The organism is Variovorax sp. GW821-FHT10D07, assembly GCF_059415325.1.
Genome location: NZ_JBWKMZ010000012.1, coordinates 256,639 through 270,220 on the forward strand (window position 1 = coordinate 256,639; position 13,582 = coordinate 270,220).

A 13,582-nucleotide genomic window follows, 5' to 3' on the forward strand; every position below is an offset into this window, starting at 1 on the left:
TGGTGTTGCCCCCGGTAGGGGGTTGGAGGAGCGCACGCAGTGCGCGGAGCCTGGGGGCGAGCAATAATCCTTCATGATCTCTCGCGAACCCACCATCGAGCGCCTCGCCACGGCGCAACAACTGCTGCTCACGCCGTTCGGCCTCGACGAATCGCACCTGAGCAAGGCCCTGGCCGAGATCACCGCGCACCGCGTGGACGACGCCGACCTGTACTTCCAGTACACCCGCAGCGAGGGCTGGAGCCTCGAGGAAGGCATCGTCAAGACCGGCAGCTTCAGCATCGACCAGGGCGTCGGCGTGCGCGCGGTCAGCGGCGAGAAGACGGCTTTCGCCTATTCCGACGACATCTCCGAGGCCTCGCTGCTCGACGCGGCGCGCACCGTGCGCTCGATCTCCTCCGCGGGCCGCACCGGCCGCGTGAAGACCGTGCCGCGCAAGATCGCCTCGAGCCGCTCGCTCTACGCCGGCCTCGATCCCATCGCCACGCTCGACAGCACCGCCAAGGTGAAGCTGCTCGAGAAGGTCGAGCAGCTGGCCCGCTCGCGCGACCCGCGCGTGTCGCAGGTCATGGCCGGCCTAGCGAGCGAGTACGACGTGGTGCTGGTGGCACGCGCCGACGGCACGCTGGCGGCCGACGTGCGGCCGCTGGTGCGGCTGTCGGTCACCGTCATCGCCGAGCAGAACGGCCGCCGCGAGGTGGGTTCGGGCGGCGGCGGTGGGCGCTTCGGCCTGGCCTATTTCGACGACGAGCAGATCGCCGAGTACGTCGATCATGCCGTCAAGTCGGCGCTGACCAACCTCGAGTCGCGCCCCGCGCCCGCGGGCGAGATGACCGTGGTGCTCGGCCCGGGCTGGCCCGGCATCCTGCTGCACGAGGCCATCGGCCACGGCCTCGAGGGCGACTTCAACCGCAAGGGCTCGAGCGCCTTCTCGGGCCGCATCGGCCAGCGCGTGGCCGCCAAGGGCGTGACCGTGCTCGACGACGGCACCATCGCCGACCGCCGCGGCTCGCTCAACGTCGACGACGAGGGCAACGCCAGCCAGCGCAACGTGCTGATCGAGGACGGCATCCTCAAGGGCTACATCCAGGACGCGCTCAATGCGCGCCTGATGAAGGTCAAGCCCACCGGCAACGGCCGCCGCGAGAGCTATGCCCACGTGCCGATGCCGCGCATGACCAACACCTACATGCTGGGCGGCGACAAGGTGCCCGAGGAGATCGTGGCGAGCATCAAGAAGGGCCTGTACGCCGTCAACTTCGGCGGCGGGCAGGTCGACATCACGAGCGGCAAGTTCGTGTTCTCGGCCAGCGAGGCCTACTGGGTCGAGAACGGCAAGATCCAGTACCCGGTCAAGGGCGCGACCATCGTGGGCAATGGCCCCGACGCGCTGACCCGCGTGAAGATGATCGGCAACGACATGGCGCTCGACTCGGGCGTGGGCACCTGCGGCAAGGAAGGCCAGAGCGTGCCGGTGGGCGTCGGCCAGCCCACCTTGCGCATCGACGGGCTGACTGTAGGCGGAACGGCTTAAGACTTTCGTCACTTGCGGAGAGTTTCCTCCCGTTGCTAAGCTGCGCCCTTTTGCGAACGACGCATTCAAGGAGCATTTCAATGGGGAACAGGATCCACTCGCCCGCCGCCCTCTGGGTCATGACCGCCCTGGTCGCGCTGGCCAGCGCCGGCTGCGCATCGCGCGGCGGTTCGGGCAGCCCGAGCGAGGCCGCGCCCGCGGCGTCCGCTGCCCCGGCCGCCCCCGCGCGCAGCGGCTCCAAGGCCGGCATGGATGCCCAGGGCAACGTCGTCGATTCGTCGAAGGTCGAGGCCGGCAGCGGCCGCACCGTCAAGGGCCTCAATGGCTACGAGGGCGAGATCACCGGCAACCCGGCACGCAACAGCAAGTTCGCCCGGCTGCAGATCGGCATGAGCGCCAAGCAGGTCACCGACCTCGCGGGCCAGCCCACCGACCAGGGCGCCTACGTGACCGGCAAGGCCTTCATCCCGTTCTATTTCGGCAGCGACCGCCATCGCTTCGAGATGACCTACAAGGGTCAAGGCCGCCTGATCTTCGCGGGCGGCGGCATGGGCGACTACTCGAGCGGCAACCTGATCTGGATCATCCACAACGCCAACGAGTCGGGCTACCGCTGAGCCCGCACCGAGGCGCCGGCCCGCCCGGCGCCAAAACAACGAACGCCCGGCTTCCAAGCCGGGTTTTGTTTTTCCGTGCTACATTCGCGCCCATGTCCGCCGCTCTCCGCGCTTATTTCTTTGCCTACTTTTGGTTCCCGGTTTCCGGCGGACGAGAGGCGAGCGCGTAAAGCAGACAGGCACCCCTCCCAGAACCGCCGGCGCAAGCAGCCCCGGCGGTTTTTTTATGCCCTGACGATATTCAATCCAACAAGGAACCCTCATGAGCACGAACACTGCCCCGGCCAGCGAGAGCTGGTATGCGAGCGTCGAAAAAACCAGCAAGACCGACGACGAACGCATCAAGGACATCAACGTGCTCCCCCCTCCCGAACATCTGATCCGCTTCTTCCCGATTCGCGGCACGCCGGTCGAAACGCTGATCACGGGCACGCGCCGCAGCATCCACAACATCATGGGCGGCAAGGACGACCGGCTGCTGGTGGTGATGGGACCCTGTTCGATCCACGACCCGGCCGCTGCGCTCGACTACGCGCGCCGCCTCAAGGTCGAGCGCGAGAAGTACGCCGACACGCTGGAGATCGTGATGCGCGTGTACTTCGAGAAGCCGCGCACCACGGTCGGCTGGAAGGGCCTGATCAACGACCCCTACCTCGACGAGAGCTACCGCATCGACGAGGGCCTGCGCATCGCGCGCCAGCTGCTGATCGACATCAACCGCCTGGGCCTGCCGGCGGGCAGCGAGTTCCTCGACGTGATCTCGCCGCAATACATCGGCGACCTGATCGCCTGGGGCGCGATCGGCGCGCGCACCACCGAGAGCCAGGTGCACCGCGAACTGGCCTCGGGGCTGTCGGCACCGATCGGCTTCAAGAACGGCACCGACGGCAACATCCGCATCGCCACCGACGCCATCCAGGCCGCGGCCCGCGGCCATCATTTCCTCTCGGTGCACAAGAACGGCCAGGTCGCGATCGTGCAGACCAACGGCAACCGCGACTGCCACGTGATCCTGCGCGGCGGCAAGGCGCCCAACTACGACGCGGCCAGCGTCGAGGCGGCCTGCAAGGACCTCGAGGCGGCCAAGCTGCCGCCCACGCTGATGGTCGACTGCAGCCATGCCAACAGCTCCAAGCAGCACCAGAAGCAGATCGACGTCGCGAAGGACATCGCCGACCAGATCGCCGGCGGTTCGCGCCGCGTGTTCGGCGTGATGGTCGAGAGCCACCTGCAGGCCGGCGCCCAGAAGTTCACGCCCGGCAAGGACAAGATCGCGGGCCTCGAATACGGCAAGAGCATCACCGACGCCTGCCTGGGCTGGGACGATTCGACCCAGGTGCTCGAGACGCTGTCGCAGGCGGTCAAGCAGCGCCGCGGCTGATCGCTCAGATCAGCGCGGCGAGTTCGGGCCAGTGATGGCGCACCGCGGCGGCCTCGTCGCCGTCGGGCGCCATCAGCGAGAAGTCGGCGAAGTCGAAGCCCGGCCCGACCATGCAGGCGACCAGCGTGAAGTCGCCCGCCGAATGGCTTTCGATCGGCCGCGCGGCCTGCCACTGGCCCGCGGGCACCACGTGCTGGGGCCGCGTGCCGTGCACGTCGACCGGCCCGAGCCGCACATGGGCCGGCGCGGTGCGCAGCGAGGCATCGCAGGTCCACAGTGCCAGCGGCACGCCTTCGAGATGCACCCAGACCTCGTCGGACAGCACCCGGTGCCAGCGCGAATGCTGGCCGGCTTCGAGCAGGAAGTAGATGCTGGTGAGCGCGCTGCGGGCCGCGCGCTCGTCGGCGGGAGTCACCTGCACCGCGGAGCGGAACACCTCGCGGTACCAGCCGCCCTCGGGATGCGGCTGCAGCCCCAGCGTGTCGATGAGTTGGGTGGCGCGCTGGGTCATGGGCGGGTCCTCGTTCAGGGTGTGGCGGGAAAGTGCCAGCCGGCCAGGTGCTTCAGGTCGCTGGCCTGGCCGCCGGGAATGCGCTCCGGCAGGGGCTGAGCATGCGATGGTGCCGGCACGCCGACCGCGATCCGCGTCACGCCGGTGGTTTTGCCGAGTCCGGCGACCCAACTCTGCCAACGCTCACCGTTGCGGCGGTCGCGAAAGCCGATGCCGGCGATCTGCTCGGCGGTGGGCGGCGTGGGCGAGAGCAGGTCCAGGTATTCCACGCGGCCACGCACGATGCCGCGATGGTCGGCCTTCACTTCGTGGCAGTAGGCGGCGGTCCACAGGTCTTCGCGCAGCCGCACGGCATGCACATCGCCCGCGGCCGGTGGCCCGGGGATCGACTTGGCGCGCGCACCGGCGGCGGGCTTGCGCCGAACCGGCTCGGCGGCCTCGGCGGGCGGTTCCTGCCTGGGGCGCTTCAGATGGCCGAACAGCCGCGCCACCAGTGGCTCGTCGAGGCCATCGGCCGCGCGCCACCAGCCCAGCGGGGCCGGTGCGTCGACCTTGGTGGAAGGGCGCTGGTCGCGTTCGACGGCGGTGGTCCAGCGCGTGAAGAGGCCCGGATGCTCGGGCGTCTGCATGACGCCGAGCGTGGCCAGGGCCTCGAGCACCGTCTCGCAGCGGTAGGGATTGTTCACGCGCAGCAGCTTCGCATCCTTGAGCGCCGTGCGTGCCTTGCCGTAGCGCGTGTCGGCCGGCAGGGCGCGCAGCAGGTCGAGCAGGCGATGGAAGACCCAGATGTCGCGCGGTGTAGGCCGCGGCCAGCCATCGGCCGGGCCGGTGGCTTCCAGCGCGAGCAGGCCTTCGACCGGTCCGCCGGTGCCCCAGCCCGCGCCCTGCAGGTGGCGGAAGTAGGCGCGCAGCGTCGGGTCCGCGCGCTCGTCGCGGTGGAAGCAGACGCGGCAGCTTCCGCCGCCCATGGCCGCCATCGGATGCGCCGGCATCGCCAGGCCGAGGGCGGTGGCGGGCAGCACCGTGAGCCAGGCCAGGTCGCTCGAGGTCATCGACGCGACGAAGGCATCGGCCGCGCGGCGCAGGTCCACGCCGGCCGCGGCCTGCCGCAGTCGGTTCACCGCCTCGTCGTGCGGGATCGCGACGAAGCGGTTGGGCTCGAGGCCCGCGTCGGCCAGCGCCTGCCGCTCGGCCTCGCTGAAGGTGTCGGGAATGCGGTGGCAGTGGTTGCCCTCGGCGTCGAAGTAGCTGTTGCCGTTGTCGTACACGCGGCGCAGCAGGCCGAGCAACGTGTCGTCGGGTGCCGCGGCCGCCATGCGCGTTGTCTCTCAGGCGATGCCGTCGCGCAGGGCCTGCAGCAGCTTGTCGTGCACGCCGCCGAAGCCGCCGTTGCTCATGCAGACGATGTGGTCGCCGGGCCGCGCCGCGGCGACCAGTTGGCCCACCAGCGTGCCGATGTCGCCAGCCACCCGGGCGCGCTCGCCCATCGGGGCCAGCGCCGCGGCCGCATCCCAGTCGAGCCCGGCCGTGTGACAGAACGACAGGTCGGCCGACTCGAGGCTCCAGGGCAATTGCGCGGCCATCACGCCGAGCTTCATCGTGTTGCTGCGCGGTTCGAAGGCCGCGAGGATGCGCTCGCCCTGGCGGCCCGCGGCGTCGAGCTTCTGGCGCAGGCCGTCGAGCGTGGTGCGGATCGCCGTGGGATGGTGGGCGAAGTCGTCGTAGACCGTGATCGCGCCGCCCGCGCGCTCCACCGTGCCGCGCAGTTCCATGCGTCGGCGCACGTTGCGGAAGCTGCCGAGCGCACGCGCCGCGTCGGCCGGCGACACGCCCACGTGCTCGGCGGCCGCGATCGCGGCCAGCGCGTTCATCTGGTTGTGCAGGCCCGACAGCGCCCATTCGACGCGGCCGACCGGCTCGCCCTCGTGCAGCACGTCGAAGGCGTCGTGCGTGCCGCGCGCCTGCCACTGCGCGCCCGGGCCTTCGCCGCCGAAGCGCGCGAGTTCGCTCCAGCAGCCCTGGGCCAGCACGCGCTCGAGACTGGGCTCGGTGGCATTCACCACCAGCCGGCCGGTGGACGGCACGGTGCGCACCAGGTGATGGAACTGCCGCTCGATGGCCGCGAGGTCGTCGAAGATGTCGGCGTGGTCGAACTCGAGGTTGTTGAGGATCGCCGTGCGCGGGCGGTAGTGCACGAACTTGCTGCGCTTGTCGAAGAAGGCGGTGTCGTACTCGTCGGCCTCGATCACGAAGGCGGGTCCGTCGCCGAGCCGGGCCGAGACGCCGAAGTCCAGCGGCACGCCGCCGACCAGGAAGCCCGGCGCCTTGCCCGCGCGCTCGAGCACCCAGGCCAGCATCGAGGTGGTAGTGGTCTTGCCGTGCGTGCCGGCCACCGCCATCACGTGGCGGCCCAGCAGCACGTGCTCGGCCAGCCACTGCGGGCCGCTGGTGTAGGGCTTGCCGGCGTCGAGGATGGCTTCCATCAGCGGAAACTTCGGCGTGCCGTCGGCCAGCCGGGCGCGCGACACCACGTTGCCGACCACGAACACGTCGGGTGCCAGCGCGAGCTGGTCGGCGCCGAATCCCTCGATCAGGTCGATGCCGAGCGCGCGCAGCTGGTCGCTCATCGGCGGGTACACGCCGGCGTCGCAGCCGGTGACCCGGTGGCCTGCCTCGCGCGCCAGGGCGGCCAGACCGCCCATGAACGTGCCGCAGATGCCCAGAACATGAATATGCATGGGGGGCGATTCTAGGGAGGCCGATCCTCCCGGCCCGAGGCCACGGCCTTGGCCGCGGTACTGATGTTCATCGTACGGACCATGCTCTGCGGGCAAAATGCCCCGATGGACACGTCCAAGCGCGAAATCGCCGCCACCGCCGCCCGCCTCGTGGTCGAGGAGGGGCTCGAATACGGCCCGGCCAAGCGCCGGGCGCTGCGTGATCTGGGCCTGTCGGCGCGCACCGCGTTGCCGAACAACGACGATGTCGAGGCCGAGGTCCGCGACTACATCGCGCTGTTCTGCGCCGACACCCAACCCAAGGAACTCCAGGCGCTGCGCCTGCTGGCGCTCGAATGGATGGAGCGGATGGCCGTGTTCCGGCCCCATGTGGGCGGCGCCGTCTGGCACGGCACGGCCACCCGGCTGTCAGACATTTATATTCAGTTGTTCTGCGATGATTCGAAGTCGGCCGAGATCGCGCTGATCGACCATCACGTGGATTACGAGCCGCGCATGGTGACCGGCTTCCATGGCGAGCAGGTCGAGGCCTTGAGCGTGCATGCGCCGAGCCGGGCCCTCGGCGAGGAAATCGGCGTGCACCTGCTGGTCTACGACCTCGACGACCTGCGCGGTGCGCTCAAGCCCGATGCCCAGGGCCGTTCGCCGCGCGGCGACCTGGCGGCGCTGCGGCGGCTGATTGAAAGAGAAAAGGACAACGGATGACTTCTTCGACCACACGACGCGGCCTGCTGTACGGCGGCGTGGCGGTGGTGGCCGCCGCGGCCGGACTCGGTGGTGCCTGGTGGCGCCATCGCGGCAGCGGCGCGGCCGGCGAAATGCTCGGCGCCGATTTCTGGGCCCAGCGCTTCGAGCGGCCCGAGGGCGGCGAGCTCGCCATGACCAGCCTGCGCGGCAAGCCGGTGCTGCTCAACTTCTGGGCCACCTGGTGCCCGCCGTGCGTGGAAGAAATGCCCATGATCGATCGCTTCTTTCGCGATCATGGTGCCAACGGCTGGCAAGTCGTCGGCTTGGCGATCGATCAGCCGAGCGCCGTGCGCAAGTTCCTGCAGCGCACGCCGGTCACCTATCCGACTGGATTGGCCGGCCTGCAGGGCACGGAACTGGTCAAGAATCTCGGCAACACCGGCGGCGGCCTGCCCTTCACGCTGGTGCTGAATGCCGACGGTTCGGTGGCGGCCCGTAAAATGGGCAAGCTCGAAGAGGCCGACCTGGAGGGTTGGCGACGTGAACTCGTTCACAGTTAGAATTAGATACACAGGTCGGCGTTAACCGCCGAAAGCCGACAATCAACGATGTTCGGCCTAGTTGTATCCTAATAACCGGAAAACCCGGCACTGGAGTCCCATGGATCTGCGCAAACTCAAGACACTGATCGATCTGGTGTCCGAATCGAATATTTCCGAACTGGAAATCACTGAAACCGAAGGCAAGGTCCGCATCGTCAAGGGCGGCGGTGCCGCCCCCGTTCAGTACGTGCAGACCCTGGCGGCACCGCCCGCCGTGGCAGCAGCTCCCGCCGGCGCAGCGGCACCTGCCGCACCCGTGGCCGAGGCCGCTCCGGCCGGCCATCCGGTGAAGTCCCCGATGGTGGGCACCTTCTATCGTTCGGCCAGCCCGGGCGCTCCGGCCTTCGTCGAGGTCGGCAGCAAGGTCAACGAGGGCGACACGCTCTGCATCATCGAGGCGATGAAGATCCTCAACGAAATCGAGGCCGACAAGGCCGGCACCGTTACCCAGATCCTCGGAGAAAACGGTCAGGCGGTCGAATACGGCCAGCCGCTGTTCATCATCGAGTGACCATGTTCAAGAAGATCCTGGTCGCCAACCGCGGCGAGATCGCTTTGCGCATCCAGCGCGCGTGCAGCGAGCTCGGCATCAAGGCCGTGATGGTCTATTCCGAGGCCGACCGCGAGGCCAAGTACGTCAAGCTGGCCGAGGAAGCCGTCTGCATCGGCCCGGCTCCCTCGTCGCTGAGCTACCTCAACATGCCGGCCATCATCTCGGCGGCCGAAGTGACCGATGCCGAGGCGATCCACCCCGGCTACGGCTTCCTGAGCGAGAACGCCAACTTCGCCGAGCGCGTCGAGCAGAGCGGCTTCCAGTTCATCGGGCCGACGCCTGACAACATCCGCACGATGGGCGACAAGGTCTCGGCCAAGCAGTCCATGATCAAGGCCGGCGTGCCCTGCGTGCCCGGTTCCGACGGCGAGCTCTCCGACGACGCCACGGCCAACAAGCGCATCGCGCGCGCCATCGGCTACCCGGTGATCATCAAGGCCGCGGGCGGCGGCGGTGGCCGCGGCATGCGCGTGGTCCATACCGAGGCCGCGCTGATCAACGCGATCCAGATGACCAAGGCGGAGGCCGCGGCGGCCTTCAACAATCCCTCGGTCTACATGGAGAAGTTCCTCCAGAACCCGCGCCACGTCGAGATCCAGGTGCTGGCCGACAAGCACCGCAACGCGGTCTACCTCGGCGAGCGCGACTGCTCGATGCAGCGCCGCCACCAGAAGGTGATCGAGGAATCGCCCGCGCCCGGCATTCCGCGCAAGCTGATCGAGAAGATCGGCGAGCGCTGCGCGGCCGCCTGCAAGAAGATCGGCTACCGCGGTGCCGGCACCTTCGAATTCCTCTACGAGAACGGCGAGTTCTATTTCATCGAGATGAACACCCGCGTGCAGGTGGAGCATCCGGTGACCGAGCTCACGACCGGCATCGACATCGTCAAGACGCAGATCATGGTGGCGGCCGGCGAGAAGCTGCCGTTCACGCAGCGCCAGATCCAGATGCACGGCCACGCGATCGAGTGCCGCATCAACGCCGAGGACGCGTGGAAGTTCACGCCGTCGCCGGGTCGCATCACGATGTGGCATCCGCCGGGCGGTCCGGGCGTGCGCGTGGATTCGCATGCGTACACCAACTACTTCGTGCCGCCGAACTACGACTCGATGATCGGCAAGATCATCGTCTTCGGCGACACCCGCGAGCAGGCCATGGCGCGCATGCGCACTGCGCTCAACGAGACCGTGATCGAAGGCATCCAGACCAACATCCCACTGCACCGCGAGCTGATGGTCGACGCCAAGTTCATGGCCGGCGGCACCAACATCCACTACCTCGAAGAGTGGCTGGCCGCGCACAAGCGCTGAGCCGTCCCTGCCCGCCATGTTCGAACTCCGCCTGCTGGCCCCCGAGGAGCGCATCGAGTCCCTCGGCGACGCGCTCGATGCGCTCGACGCACTGAGCATCTCGGTCGAGGACGCCGACGCGCAGACCGATGCCGAGCAGGCATTGTTCGGCGAGCCCGGCATGCCGCCGCCCAAGGAGGGCTGGCAGCGCTCGCGCGTGATCGCGCTGTTCGCCACCGAGGAGCTCGCGCGCGACGCAGGCTCGGTGCTCGCGCTGCAGGATTTCTTCGAAGGCTGCACGCTGCTGGGCATCGCCGAGCTGCAGGACCAGGACTGGGTGCGGCTCACGCAATCGCAGTTCGCGCCGGTCGAGATCACGCCCGAGTTCTGGATCGTGCCGAGCTGGCACGAGGCGCCGGCGCAGGCCACGCAGGTGATCCGGCTCGATCCGGGCCTGGCCTTCGGCACCGGCACCCATCCCACCACGCGCATGTGCCTGCGCTGGATCGCGACCCGCGGCGCGCTCGCGGGCCAGCGCGTGCTCGACTACGGTTGCGGCTCCGGCATCCTGGCCATCGGTGCCGCGAAGTACGGTGCGAGCGAGATCGACGCGGTCGACATCGACGAGGCCGCCGTGAGTTCGACGCGCCTCAATGCCGAGGCCAACGGCGTGACGCTCAACGCGGGCCTGCCCGAAGCAGCGCAGGGCCAGTACGGGACGGTGCTCGCGAACATCCTCGCGACCCCGCTCAAGGTGCTCGCGCCGCTGCTGTGCGAGCGCGTGGCGGCCGGTGGCTCGCTGGTGCTCGCCGGCATCCTCGAGCGCCAGGCCGATGAGCTGAAGGAAGCGTACGCGCCCTATGTGGCGCTCGAAGTCAGCGACAGCGAGGACGGCTGGATCCTCATGACGGCACGCCGCTGAACGCGTTCGCGCCGGGGCTGCGGCCCGGCGCAAACGGCGCTGCCGGCACCACGTCGCGCCGAGGGCCCAACCCTACAATCGCCCCCTCATGAGCCTCGTCACGCGTTGCCCCGCCTGCGCCACCACCTTCAAGGTGGTGCGCGACCAGCTCCGGATCTCGGACGGGTGGGTGCGTTGCGGTCGCTGCAGCCATGTGTTCGATGCGACGCTCGATCTGCACGAGACGCCCGATGGGGTGGCTCGACCGGGTGCCGTCGCACCGCCCCAGGAACAGGTGCCATCGGCGCCGGCAGTCGCGCCGAGCATGGAGCCCATTGAGCCCGAGGCTTCGACACCGCCAGCGCCCGCGGCCCCTTCCATCGACACCGGCTTCGGATTCGATGCGCGTGCCGACGAGGGTGCAGCGCCGCCGCAAGAGCCGGCCGGCGGATTCGACGGCCTGTCGGCGCCGCCTTCCTTCGCACCGGCTCCGCCGCAGGTCGAGGAGTCCGACTTCCTCGACGACGAGGTCAACGAAGATCCGCCGCCGGTGCAGCCCGAGCCGTCGCCGCCCGCGCCACCGCAGTCCCCGGAGGTGCGTGACAGCGCGGACTTCACGCTGCCCGCGCACGGCATCGTCGCCGACGAGCCCTGGTCCGACCTCGAGGCGCGCGAGCCGCCATGGCGGCCGCCGCCGAGTTCGCTGCCGCCGTTTCCCGACATCGACCTCAACCTCGCCGCGCCGCCATCGCCGCCGCCCGCACCGGTGCCACCGCTGCCCGCGGTGTGGACGCGTCGATCCGATGCGGCCGCGGCACCGGCGAATGGCAAGCCCGCGGGCTTCGCAACGCTGCGCCGTTCCGGCGCCGACGAAGACGGCGACGACGACACCGAGCTCGAACGCGACGCGGCTGATGCGCCCGAGGCGGACGACGACAAGGACCAGCTGCAGATGCAGAAGGCGCTGCGCAGGGCGCGCGCCAGGTCGGCCAAGATCGCCGCCAGCGCCAAGGCGCGCGACGAACGCGATGAACGAGAGGCGCGCGCGAACAGCGAAGACCCCGCGCTGCTGCCCTTCGCCTCCGTGCTCGACGCGGCGGACGAGACCGAGGATCGCGCGGCGCATCGCTTCACCGACGATGCGGACGACGACGAGAGCGACGATCGACCGAAGTCCCTCTGGCAGCGCATCGGCACGCGCCGCGGGCTGATCGCGCTCGCGGTGCTCGCGGGCCTGCTGCTCGCCGTGCAGGTCCTGCGGCACGAGCGCGACGGCATCGTCGCGCGCCAGCCTTCGCTGCGCCCCGCACTGGCCGCGTTGTGCCAGGCGACGGGCTGCGAGCTCGCGCCGCTGCGCCGCATCGGCGACATCGTCATCGAGGGCGCGGCCTTCGCGCGCGAGAAGAGCGGCGGCAACGACTACCGGCTCAGCTTCAACCTGCGCAACAACGCCGCGGTGCCGCTCGCGATGCCGTCGATCGAGCTGGTGCTGCTCGACACGCAGGAGCGTGCCGTGGTGCGGCGCGTGCTCTCGCCGGCGGACTATGGCGCGCCCGCGGTGCTCGCGGCGCGCGGCGAACGCGCTGCGTCGCTGCCGATGACGCTGACGGCGTCCGAGGCGGACGCCTTGCCGCCGATCGCGGGCTATCGCGTGGAAGCTTTCTATCCCTAGGCCTGGGGCGAGCCGCCGGTTTCGCCTCCACGCCTTACTTCCTTTTTTCTTTTCCTCACCTCAACGGATCAGCCCATGGCAGCAGTGATTTGCGGTTCCCTCGCCTTCGACACCATCATGACCTTCGAGGGCCGGTTCGCCGACCAGATCCTTCCGGACCAGTTGCACATCCTCAACGTGTCCTTCCTGGTGCCGGGCCTGCGCCGCGACTTCGGCGGCTGCGCCGGCAACATCGCCTACAGCCTCAATGCGCTCGGCGGCACGGCGCTGCCGATGGCCACGCTCGGCAGCGATGGCGCCGACTACATCGAGCGCATGCGCTCGCTGGGCATCAGCACGGAGTTCGTGCGCCAGCTCGACGACACCTTCACCGCGCAGGCGATGATCATGAACGACGCCGACAACAACCAGATCACGGCCTTCCATCCGGGCGCGATGCAGCAGGCGCACATCACGAAGGTCGCGGCGCGCGAGGACATCCGGCTCGGCATCGTCGCGCCCGATGGCCGCGAGGCGATGCTGCAGCATGCCGAGCAGTTCGCGGCCGCCGGCATTCCCTTCGTATTCGATCCGGGCCAGGGCCTGCCGATGTTCGACGGCGAGGCGCTCAAGCATTTCGTCGAGCTCGCGAGCTGGGTGGTGGTCAACGACTATGAAGGCAAGATGCTGTCGCAGCGCACGGGCTGGAGCCTGGCGGAGATCTCGCAGCGCGTGCGCGGCCTCGTGGTCACGCTCGCGGCCGAGGGCTGCGAGGTGTGGACGAACGGCGAACGCGAGCATGTGCCGGGCGTGGTGCCGACCGCGGTGATCGAGCCCACGGGCTGCGGCGACGCATGGCGCGGTGCGCTGCTGTTCGGCCTGGAAAAGGGCTGGCCGCTGGCTCAGTGCGCGGCACTCGGCAACCAGGTCGGCGCGCTCAAGATCGCGCAGCGCGGTCCGCAGAACTACCAGGTCGATCGCCAGGCACTCGGCCTGGCTTGACGGGCGATGGCGCGGCGGTGGATGCCGCCGCCCCGTCGTTTCGCGATCTTCTTCGCCCAATGAAAAAGCCCGACACCTTGCGGTGCCGGGCTTGATGCCTTTTCAGGGCTGCCGAG

General features: G+C 69.2%; 13 protein-coding genes. 10 read left to right on the forward strand and 3 right to left on the reverse strand.

Annotated elements, in window-relative coordinates; genetic code table 11:
* Positions 1-73 precede the first annotated feature (73 nt).
* The 3 genes from tldD to AC07PU_RS30390 all read left to right on the forward strand — a co-directional run bounded on the left by tldD (position 74) and on the right by AC07PU_RS30390 (position 3,532).
* Entirely contained in the window at positions 74-1,534 is a 1,461-nt protein-coding gene (tldD, locus tag AC07PU_RS30380; protein ID WP_296799753.1) for a metalloprotease TldD, read from the forward strand.
* Positions 1,535-1,614: 80 nt separating this feature from the next.
* Entirely contained in the window at positions 1,615-2,151 is a 537-nt protein-coding gene (locus AC07PU_RS30385) for a hypothetical protein (RefSeq protein ID WP_495322015.1), read from the forward strand.
* Positions 2,152-2,413: 262 nt separating this feature from the next.
* Positions 2,414-3,532, forward strand: a complete 1,119-nt coding sequence (locus tag AC07PU_RS30390) for a 3-deoxy-7-phosphoheptulonate synthase (RefSeq protein ID WP_495322016.1) — start codon at positions 2,414-2,416, stop codon at positions 3,530-3,532.
* A 4-nt stretch (positions 3,533-3,536) separates the two neighbouring features.
* Here AC07PU_RS30390 and AC07PU_RS30395 read toward each other — a convergent pair whose 3' ends face one another.
* Genes AC07PU_RS30395 through mpl form a run of 3 tightly spaced genes read right to left on the reverse strand, consistent with a single transcriptional unit; the run spans position 3,537 to position 6,781 of the window.
* Complete coding sequence (locus AC07PU_RS30395; protein WP_495322017.1) at positions 3,537-4,043, reverse strand: cupin domain-containing protein; 507 nt, start codon at positions 4,041-4,043, stop codon at positions 3,537-3,539.
* 14 nt (positions 4,044-4,057) lie between these two features.
* Entirely contained in the window at positions 4,058-5,359 is a 1,302-nt protein-coding gene (locus AC07PU_RS30400) for a hypothetical protein (RefSeq protein WP_495322018.1), read from the reverse strand.
* 12 nt (positions 5,360-5,371) lie between these two features.
* Entirely contained in the window at positions 5,372-6,781 is a 1,410-nt protein-coding gene (mpl, locus tag AC07PU_RS30405; RefSeq protein WP_495322019.1) for a UDP-N-acetylmuramate:L-alanyl-gamma-D-glutamyl-meso-diaminopimelate ligase, read from the reverse strand.
* A gap of 105 nt (positions 6,782-6,886) precedes the next feature.
* Between mpl and AC07PU_RS30410 the strand changes: the two genes are divergently transcribed.
* From AC07PU_RS30410 to AC07PU_RS30440, 7 genes are all read left to right on the forward strand, one after another.
* On the forward strand, positions 6,887-7,486 hold the full coding sequence (locus AC07PU_RS30410) for a hypothetical protein (RefSeq protein ID WP_208513493.1): 600 nt from the start codon (positions 6,887-6,889) through the stop codon (positions 7,484-7,486).
* On the forward strand, positions 7,483-8,028 hold the full coding sequence (locus AC07PU_RS30415) for a TlpA family protein disulfide reductase (protein ID WP_495322020.1): 546 nt from the start codon (positions 7,483-7,485) through the stop codon (positions 8,026-8,028). The genes AC07PU_RS30410 and AC07PU_RS30415 overlap by 4 nt, the downstream gene beginning before the upstream one ends.
* Before the next feature lie 100 nt (positions 8,029-8,128).
* On the forward strand, positions 8,129-8,581 hold the full coding sequence (gene accB / locus AC07PU_RS30420) for an acetyl-CoA carboxylase biotin carboxyl carrier protein (RefSeq protein ID WP_208513492.1): 453 nt from the start codon (positions 8,129-8,131) through the stop codon (positions 8,579-8,581).
* A gap of 2 nt (positions 8,582-8,583) precedes the next feature.
* On the forward strand, positions 8,584-9,933 hold the full coding sequence (gene accC, locus AC07PU_RS30425) for an acetyl-CoA carboxylase biotin carboxylase subunit (RefSeq protein ID WP_093353440.1): 1,350 nt from the start codon (positions 8,584-8,586) through the stop codon (positions 9,931-9,933).
* Positions 9,934-9,949: 16 nt separating this feature from the next.
* Complete coding sequence (gene prmA / locus AC07PU_RS30430) at positions 9,950-10,834, forward strand: 50S ribosomal protein L11 methyltransferase (RefSeq protein ID WP_296799760.1); 885 nt, start codon at positions 9,950-9,952, stop codon at positions 10,832-10,834.
* A gap of 88 nt (positions 10,835-10,922) precedes the next feature.
* On the forward strand, positions 10,923-12,485 hold the full coding sequence (locus tag AC07PU_RS30435; protein ID WP_495322021.1) for a zinc-ribbon and DUF3426 domain-containing protein: 1,563 nt from the start codon (positions 10,923-10,925) through the stop codon (positions 12,483-12,485).
* Between the two features lie 75 nt (positions 12,486-12,560).
* Positions 12,561-13,466: a carbohydrate kinase family protein gene (locus AC07PU_RS30440; RefSeq protein WP_093353447.1), complete on the forward strand. Its 906-nt coding sequence runs from the start codon at positions 12,561-12,563 to the stop codon at positions 13,464-13,466.
* Positions 13,467-13,582 lie beyond the last annotated feature (116 nt).

Excerpts from the sequence above, each read along its gene's own strand:
- tldD (WP_296799753.1), top strand. The coding sequence starts at position 74 with ATGATCTCTCGCGAACCCACCATCGAGCGCCTCGCCACGGCGCAACAA.
- AC07PU_RS30385 (WP_495322015.1), top strand. The coding sequence starts at position 1,615 with ATGGGGAACAGGATCCACTCGCCCGCCGCCCTCTGGGTCATGACCGCC.
- AC07PU_RS30390 (WP_495322016.1), top strand. The coding sequence starts at position 2,414 with ATGAGCACGAACACTGCCCCGGCCAGCGAGAGCTGGTATGCGAGCGTC.
- AC07PU_RS30395 (WP_495322017.1), bottom strand. The coding sequence starts at position 4,043 with ATGACCCAGCGCGCCACCCAACTCATCGACACGCTGGGGCTGCAGCCG.
- AC07PU_RS30400 (WP_495322018.1), bottom strand. The coding sequence starts at position 5,359 with ATGGCGGCCGCGGCACCCGACGACACGTTGCTCGGCCTGCTGCGCCGC.
- mpl (WP_495322019.1), bottom strand. The coding sequence starts at position 6,781 with ATGCATATTCATGTTCTGGGCATCTGCGGCACGTTCATGGGCGGTCTG.
- AC07PU_RS30410 (WP_208513493.1), top strand. The coding sequence starts at position 6,887 with ATGGACACGTCCAAGCGCGAAATCGCCGCCACCGCCGCCCGCCTCGTG.
- AC07PU_RS30415 (WP_495322020.1), top strand. The coding sequence starts at position 7,483 with ATGACTTCTTCGACCACACGACGCGGCCTGCTGTACGGCGGCGTGGCG.
- accB (WP_208513492.1), top strand. The coding sequence starts at position 8,129 with ATGGATCTGCGCAAACTCAAGACACTGATCGATCTGGTGTCCGAATCG.
- accC (WP_093353440.1), top strand. The coding sequence starts at position 8,584 with ATGTTCAAGAAGATCCTGGTCGCCAACCGCGGCGAGATCGCTTTGCGC.
- prmA (WP_296799760.1), top strand. The coding sequence starts at position 9,950 with ATGTTCGAACTCCGCCTGCTGGCCCCCGAGGAGCGCATCGAGTCCCTC.
- AC07PU_RS30435 (WP_495322021.1), top strand. The coding sequence starts at position 10,923 with ATGAGCCTCGTCACGCGTTGCCCCGCCTGCGCCACCACCTTCAAGGTG.
- AC07PU_RS30440 (WP_093353447.1), top strand. The coding sequence starts at position 12,561 with ATGGCAGCAGTGATTTGCGGTTCCCTCGCCTTCGACACCATCATGACC.